The 8,329-nt window shown below is 36.1% G+C and carries 6 protein-coding genes; 3 read left to right on the top strand and 3 right to left on the bottom strand.

The features are described from left to right. Positions 1 to 496 precede the first annotated feature (496 nt). Positions 497 to 946, bottom strand: coding sequence for a hypothetical protein (locus tag AC59HC_RS21740; RefSeq protein WP_496559345.1), 450 nt, complete (start codon positions 944 to 946; stop codon positions 497 to 499). A gap of 240 nt (positions 947 to 1,186) precedes the next feature. Then, on the bottom strand, positions 1,187 to 1,339 hold the full coding sequence (locus tag AC59HC_RS21735) for an IS3 family transposase (RefSeq protein ID WP_496559348.1): 153 nt from the start codon (positions 1,337 to 1,339) through the stop codon (positions 1,187 to 1,189). A 494-nt stretch (positions 1,340 to 1,833) separates the two neighbouring features. Here AC59HC_RS21735 and AC59HC_RS21730 point away from each other — a divergent pair, with 494 nt between their 5' ends. Then, positions 1,834 to 2,565 carry a hypothetical protein gene (locus AC59HC_RS21730; protein ID WP_496559344.1) on the top strand — a complete coding sequence of 244 codons (732 nt, stop codon included), beginning with the start codon at positions 1,834 to 1,836 and terminating at the stop codon, positions 2,563 to 2,565. Positions 2,566 to 2,933: 368 nt separating this feature from the next. Here the strand turns inward: AC59HC_RS21730 and AC59HC_RS21725 are convergent, their stop codons facing one another. Continuing rightward, entirely contained in the window at positions 2,934 to 3,233 is a 300-nt protein-coding gene (locus AC59HC_RS21725) for a hypothetical protein (protein WP_496559343.1), read from the bottom strand. Positions 3,234 to 3,899: 666 nt separating this feature from the next. Between AC59HC_RS21725 and AC59HC_RS21720 the strand changes: the two genes are divergently transcribed. Further along, positions 3,900 to 6,884: a SusC/RagA family TonB-linked outer membrane protein gene (locus tag AC59HC_RS21720; protein WP_496559342.1), complete on the top strand. Its 2,985-nt coding sequence runs from the start codon at positions 3,900 to 3,902 to the stop codon at positions 6,882 to 6,884. A 43-nt stretch (positions 6,885 to 6,927) separates the two neighbouring features. Further along, positions 6,928 to 8,310, top strand: a complete 1,383-nt coding sequence (locus AC59HC_RS21715) for a RagB/SusD family nutrient uptake outer membrane protein (protein ID WP_496559341.1) — start codon at positions 6,928 to 6,930, stop codon at positions 8,308 to 8,310. The last annotated feature ends 19 nt before the right edge of the window (positions 8,311 to 8,329 follow it).

Here is an 8,329-nt window from a genome sequence, read left to right as displayed (position 1 = left end):
TTGGAAGTAAGGATAATATTGGATAACTGACAATTATTTTTAACCCCTAACTGTCAGATAAAGTCGTGGCTATTACACTTATAGGCAACTTTTGTAAAAGTAAAAAAGGAGAAAAATAGTATATTTTCCTCCTTACAGATTATTTATTTAAATGATTACTATTTCTTAATTTATATTCAGTTTTTTAATATTTTTCCTACCTGTTCTTTTATGAATTTGGGTGTTTTTATGATCAACAAGCTGTTGCCTTCTGAATAATTTTCATTCTGAACACGCCAGGGTTCAACTTTACATCCGATACATAAATTGATAGCAATAATTGAAATAACCCAAATTAATACTCTTTTTTTCTTCATAACTTGTAATGCGACATTTTAATGTATTATTCTTAACCTTATATACTACAAAATAGCAATTACAAAAATATTACAATTCTTTTTTTTAAATACCAAAAATCTTGTAGTTTTTCATAAGTAGATTGTAAAATTTTCACTACTTATCTGGTTAAGGATTTAAGTGTTTGCAGATTGATAAACCAATTTAAAAACTGCTTATTACGCTCTAAGTCTGCATAAGAAAAAATAGTTTCTTTGTCACCAGCCCACAGCACTTTACAACGGTCATAAACTCCCTGCATTGCTATAGGTTTATGTGAAATTCCATAATTTAATTCCAGATAATATGAAAGAGACAGGAGAAATTCTACGTCTCCCTGCATTGAATATGAAGTAAAAAGATACTGATTTTTTTCAAGCAAGTCAAGCAAGCGATGTTTCCGTACTGTTGTTAATGCATTGATGCTGAACTGATCAAACAAATCAGCTTTATTAAGCTTTTTGGGAATAAAAGTTTTGGAATGACATGTCTTACAGCCAGGAATTAAGCTGTCTTTATAAAGATTTATCTTTTGCTTTTTCTGAATAATGATGGATTCCAACTGCTCCATTAACACCGTCTACCTTCTGATTTTTTAAAAGTTCTCATTCAGCATCAAAACGATTAGGAAGGTCATAATTACTCACGTCTAAAATCGCCCGAAGCATTTTCAATTCCCAAATTTAAACTAAAGACATTTTCCATATTCCTACATTGATTATGCTGAAAAAGCTTTATCTGGACTTGCAAATAAAAACGACAGTATCAGTAAGCAGTTTTTTTGAGATATTTTTTCAGTTATTAAATTGCTCTATTGTAAGGTTCCCCGTATAGAATGACAACGTTCTTTATTATACCAGATTTCTATATATTCGAATAAGTCTGTTTTCATTTGTTTCTTTGAAATCAATTTGTTACCGTAAATTTGTTCAGATTTTAATGTTTTAAATAAACTCTCAGCAATAATTGATAATATTTACAAAAAAGTTTCTAAGAAAATAAGATTCCCTTTTCATCACTGGAGGGGATTTTTAAAAACCCTGACACCAGCTTAGAAATTTTTTCATTATTGAATTTTGATAATCATGGGATGCAATATAACACCGAAGATGTTCCAATACAACAAAAAAGAAAAAAAATAAAGAGGTCACAATAGAGCTGGCAAAAATTCATAAAAGAAAACAAAGTTATTGTTTCAGATTATTTAAAAGGCAAGTTCAGGTCCAAAGGATATACTAAAAAATCTCCATCTTGCAGGTCGTATTTTTCATCATAAACTTGCTTTTAAAATCTTCTACAATAGATATTAAGCTTTCTTTTTTCTTTTAAAAAATAAATTCTATTCAAAATATCAGGATTCAAGCAATTTTTGATATAGAATAAAAACAATTATAACACGACAATATTTGTCACTTATATAATATAGCTTTGTTCGATATATATTAAAGAAAAATGATAATGAACAAACAACAATTTTTACGTAGATTAAATGTATGTGTTTACAGATTAAATAAGAAGTATATACCCATTGATGATAAGCCATTAACAAAAATTGCAGAACTAACGGCAATACTTCCTGCTTTAGGATTGTTTTTCTTATGGCATTATTTCGAATCTTTTGGAATCAATTATTTTCTCTATTTCAATATTACTGATGCTATTGCTGTTCTATATGAAAATATGATGTTGGTTGTTTTTATTGGTGTACTCCTTTCACCGGGATTGATTGCACTGTTACTTCCTGATTTCTTGAAGAAGAATAAAGGTTTGACTAAGTTGTCAATCATTATTCTAGGTATAATAATAATCAGTGGAATTGGAGTATTTATCGATTTGTACAAATTTGCTACTATTATAAAATTAATTTTTTTAACAATTGCAGCTGTATCATGCTATGTCTACTTTTTTGAAAGTAGAAACCTTGGATTTTGGATGTTATTATCTCTTGCCTTTATTTATATGTATGCTATTGCTACACAAGAAGCAAAATATAAAATGAGCGAAAAGCCAAAATTTACTATTGTTCTTAAGCAACATTCTGATAAGCCGATATTGACATCAAATGATACTACTAAATATTATTTATTTAAAACGTCAAATTATTACTTCATTAAGGATGATAATCTGAACTTAATTTATGCTTATTCAATTTCTACTGATGAAATGACGAGTTTTACTCCTGAAAAATAATGAGATTAAAAGCTGATTTTAATCTTTTGGTAAGAATATTTAGATTTAAAATAATATGAAGAGTTTCTTTGTGTTATTTTATAGTTTCAGAAACAAAATTCATGCATCCTAAAGGCCCTAAATAAGTAGAAATCCTAATGTCGATTAGGATTTTCGCTTGTTTTTATTTTTAAATTCTTTTTTATAAACGGTTAATTTCCGTTTCGATTTCTTTAATTCCTTATTTTCTAGTTTAGTAAAAAGCTTCAATATATCAATATCAAGAAAGTTACAAAGCTTTACAATATTTTCCATTGCAGGATTGGTAAAACCTCTCAATTGACGATCAATAAGAAATTTCAAAGTAAAAAAATCCTAACTATATTCAGTTAGGATTTCTTATCTAAAATATTTTTTTGAAATTCTAAGATACGCTCATCTTTTATATTACAATATTGCTCACCAAAGTCTATCATTGTAAATCCCATTGATTCAACGATAAGAATAATAGTTAACATTGATGATCTTTTCTTACCACTAAACGCATTTGTTACTGTTGCTTTTCTTATATCTGCATTAGAATTGATTGCAATTTTTTCATAACTATCGATGATATCTATTTTGTCATTTTGGTCATAACTTTTGTTACGGCTAAGTAATAGTCGTAAAGCAATCGCAGTTTTGATCATTATAGTTTTCTCAGAATCATTAAACATACTTGCAATTAAAAACTATTAAAATTTTTATTCGGTACGCTTTTGTTTACCGAGTAAATTTTATTATATTTGTAGAATAGGTTACAATAAATGTAACTTTGCGATACTTCAACGAATAATAGAAGCTATTGCTTAGAATCTCGCTATTGAAAACTGGTACTTTTTAACACACGAGGCGATAAGCAGGAAGCTCACGACCTAGGCGTGGGTTTCTCTCTTGTCTGTGTGTACGGTATACCAGTGCCTCAATAGCAGATATTGTAGAGTTTCCCATGCCGTTTTTTTCAATGCAGTTCGCTTTATTTCTACATCATAATCTAAGCCCGCTTTCAAAAATAGTATCAGACTACACGATACAATAGGCCTGTACAACCTATTGCGGCTTTAAAAGCTTACACGGGACACAGATTCACTCATATTAAATTCTTTCCGGTGCCTTGCAGTCACTGTTTAGAACCTCACCAGTCTTTTTCACACCAAAGGGCATCAGGAAAGTCTTTATCTAAAAAATGAATCAAAAAACTACTCAACTTAAAATCAGAAGAAAGAAAAAGCCCCTTCCCATAGAGTTTGCAGACCAACGGGAAAGAGCGTAGTTCAGTAATTAATCTTTAAAAAATTAAAAACCTTTACAAATCTATGAAAAATTCCTATTACAATATAGGAGGCATTTTCTTTGGGCTCATGTTTACCGCTATAAGCATTACTCTAAAAGCCCAGACACGCACCATTTCCGGTACCGTTACCTCATCAGGTAAACCTCTTTCAGGAGTTGTCATCTCCCAAGAGGGAAATGATCAGGTAACTACGACCGGCAACAACGGAACCTATACTTTACAGGTTTCAGCAGAAAATCCCATCCTATTGTTCAGACATCCTGATTATGCAGAAGAAAAAATCACTCTCTCTAATCAGACCGTTATTAATATCAGCTTAGAACAAAAAGTAAAGGGAATCGAAGAAGTTATTCTCAACGCAGGCTACTACAAGGTCAAAGACAAAGAAAGAACGGGTAGTATTGCTAAGATCTCAGCAAAAGATATCGAAAATCAGCCTGTCACTAATGTCCTTTCCACCGCGCAGGGCACGATGGCAGGGGTGAGCATTACCCAGAATTCAGGAGTTCCGGGAGGCGGCTTTGACATCCAGATCCGCGGTAAAAACAGTCTCCGCCGTGAAGGAAATGAACCATTGTATATTGTGGATGGAGTACCTTTGAGCTCAGAAACATCATCCTTGTTTGCCGTCACCATACTGCCGTGGTCTTCGATGAGTCCACTCAATAGTATCAATCCAGATGACATAGAAAGCTTTGAAGTATTAAAAGATGCTGATGCCACTGCTATTTACGGTTCCAGAGGCGCTAACGGAGTGATCCTTGTTACTACCAAAAAAGGAAAGAAAGGAAAAACGGAGTTCAAGCTGGGAACTTCTTATTCCTTAAGCACTGTAGCCAACAGGTTAAAGATGATGAATACGGAGCAGTATTTAGATATGCGCCGGCAGGCCTATCAGAATGACGGCATATCCAGTATTCCTGCTTCAGACTATGATCTTATAACATGGGATGAGTTCCGGTATACAGACTGGCAGAAAACCTTGATCGGTAATACCGCCGATGCTTCTTCGGTGCAGCTTTCTCTAAGCGGAGGCTCTGAGAATTTATCCTATCTACTCAGCTATGGACATCAGGAGCAGGCTACGGTCTTTCCTGCTGATTTCAGGTATACAACCAATAACCTTACCGGAAACTTTACTTTCAGAAGCCCTGATAAGCGTATTGAAGTGAATATGAACAATACATTCTCCTTTCAGAAAAACAATGTCCAGAATGATGATTTGACTAAGAAAAGCCTTCAGCTGAGTCCCAATGCTCCGGCATTGTATGACAGCTCAGGAAATCTTAACTGGGAAAACGATACCTTCAATAATCCCCTGGCCTTACTTAACAGTGAGTATTTAAATTCTACTGTTATGATCAATAACGGAACGAATATTTCCTACAGGCTGTTTCCTTTTCTTTCTTTGAAACTCAATGGAGGAATTACTTATCAGGATTTTGAAGAACAGAGCCTTAAGCCTCATACGATCTACAATCCTGCTTTTGGACTGACCAGTGCTTATTCCAGTTCATCTCAAAACAATCAAACGGTTTTTTCTTACCTCTTAGAGCCTCAGATCTCAACGGATTTCGGATGGAAAGACCATCGTTTCAATGTACTGATCGGTACTACCTTACAGCAATCTGAAACAAAACAAGGCTCGATACAGGGGATTGGTTTTGAAAGCAATGCCCTGATCCGTAATATAGGGGCTGCTGCCACTAAAATAGTTTCAGACCAGATCCGTAGCCAGTACTATTATACTGCTGCTTTTACCAGACTAAACTATCAGTATAAGAAAAGATATATCCTGAATATAACAGGAAGGCGAGACGGCTCGAGCCGCTTCGGACCGGATAACAGGTTCGGAAACTTCGGAGCTGTAGGGACAGCATGGATTATTTCTGAGGAACCATGGATGAAAAAGCTGTCATGGCTTAGTCTTGCCAAATTAAGAGGAAGTATAGGAACCACAGGAAATGATAAAATAGGAGATTATCAGTACCTGAACACCTACAGTGTAACAACAGGTATATACAATGGTACGGTTGGTCTTTCCCCATCCAGACTGTACAATCCTGATTTTAGTTGGGAGAAAACCATAAAGAGGGAAGCTGCTTTGGAATTAGGAATGCTTAAAAACAGATTAAACGTTTCGGCTGCCTATTACCAAAATACTTCTTCCAACCAGCTGGTAGGGATTCCTCTTCCTGCTACAACAGGTTTTCCAACAATTCAGTCTAATCTTAATGCTAGGGTTCAGAATACAGGCTGGGAATTTGAAGTCTCTGCACGGCCTTTCAAATCGACTCAGTTTAAATACGAAACTTCATTTAACCTTTCCATCCCAAGAAGCAAGCTATTGGAATTTCCAAATCTGGAAGGCTCGACCTATGCCAACCAGTATATGATCGGCTACCCGACGTCCCTAGTTAAGGTCTATCAGTTTGAAGGAGTAGACCCTGCAACAGGTTTGTACCGCTTTAAGGATTTCAACGCTGACGGAAAGATTTCCTCACCTGATGACAACAAGGTCATTGAAAAAATGGGGGTACAGTTCTTTGGTGGGTGGAGTAACAATTTCCACTATAAAGGATGGTCTGCGTCTTTCCTGTTCCAGTTTGTTAAGCAGAGGAACTGGAACTATAACCGGAGCATGCTTATTCCGGGATCAATGAACAATCAGCCTGTAGAAGTGCTGGATGCATGGTCACCTTCCAACCCTTCAGGAACCTACATGCAGTATAGCGCCGGAACCAATGCTCAGAAGAATACTCTGCATTCTTACTTCCAGAACTCAACAGCAGCGATAGGAGACGCTTCATTTATACGGCTTAAAAATGTACAGCTGAGCTACAGTATTCCGGTAAAAAACCTCGGAATCCGCGAAGCGATGATTTATTTTCAGGGGCAGAACCTCTTAACCATTACACGTTATTTCGGGATTGACCCCGAGTTTTTAAGCGTAGGCTATCTCCCTCCTTTAAAGACCTATTCTGTAGGATTTCAACTGAGCTTTTAGTATTCAACTTTTAAACCTTCAACCTTAAACTCCATCTAAAAACATGAAAAATTCAATCAAACAACTAATAAAGACAATTCTTTCATTCTTATCATTAACTGCCATATCCTGTGAAAAGTGGATAGAAACCGATTTTCCCACCAATCAGCTTCCTACAGAACTGGTCTTTGAGGATGAGCAGACTGCGGATGCCACACTGGCTGGTCTGTATGCTAATCTCTGGAACAATTCCTTGATATCAGGAGGACAAGACGGTATGGGACTTCTTATGGGATTATATACGGATGATATTGCTACGGTAATACCGGCTGGAAGTAACGGCATTGTTGATCTGTATTATAATCAGCAGATCCCTACCAACCTGATGGTTCTTACAGTCTGGACCAATGCGTACCAGCATATCTATGCTGCCAACAGTATTTTGGAAGGAGTGGGGAATTCAAAATCATTATCACAGGTTGTAAAGGACCGCATCACAGGAGAAGCCCTTTTCATAAGATCGTTGCTATATTTATACCTTCATCAGATCTACGGTGATATCCCATTTGCAGATACCACCGATTATAAGGTAAATAGTAAACTTTCAAAGCTCTCAGGAAATGATATCCTCAACCGTTTGGAGAAAGATCTTTCAGAGGCGGTAGGACTGCTGCCTTCTGCGTACCGGAGTACGGAAAGAATATATTCCAATAAGTCTGCCGGGTATATCCTTTTAGCCAAAGTCAAGATGCTTCTTGGAAAGTGGACTCAGGCGGAAGTATTATTAGGTGCTGTGATGCAGTCTTCTGACTATTCATTCCAGCATGATATTACCAAGGTATTTCAGAAAAACGGAAGCCATATCATCTGGCAGTTAAAACCTAAAAATGAAGGGGATGCCACCAAAGAAGCTTCACTCTATAACTTCTCAGGAATTCCCACCACGTATATGCTTAGTACAGACCTAGTGAATAGTTTTGCTGATTCCGATCTGAGAAAACAGGCTTATCTCTCAAAAGAAACAGCACAGGGACAGGTTAATTATAAATCGGTTAAGTATAAGAACCTTCAAGGCAGCAATACGACTGAATACTCTGTGATCTACAGGTTAGAAGAAGTGTATTTGATGTATGCGGAAACACTGATCCACCAGAACAGGGTAGTGGAAGCAATTCCTTACCTCAATAAGACAAGAGTAAGAGCCGGACTTGATCCTCTTGCGCAGACCATAAACCAGCCCATAGCAATGAATGAACTGATGGAGGAAAAAAGAAGGGAGTTTTTCATTGAGCACGGCATCCGCTTTTTCGACTTAAAAAGATGGGGAATGCTAGGTGAGCTGATGACGGTAAAACCTAACTGGAAGGCTCATTATGAGAGATGGCCTCTGCCTCAGCAGGAAATGCTCCTTAACTCCAACCTTAACCCTCAGAATCAAGGATATTAGAATACCAAATATCATCTAT

This window comes from Chryseobacterium sp. DZ-32 (assembly GCF_059587025.1).
Note: the sequence above shows the minus strand (reverse complement) of the source record. Positions and strands in the feature narration are given on the sequence as shown.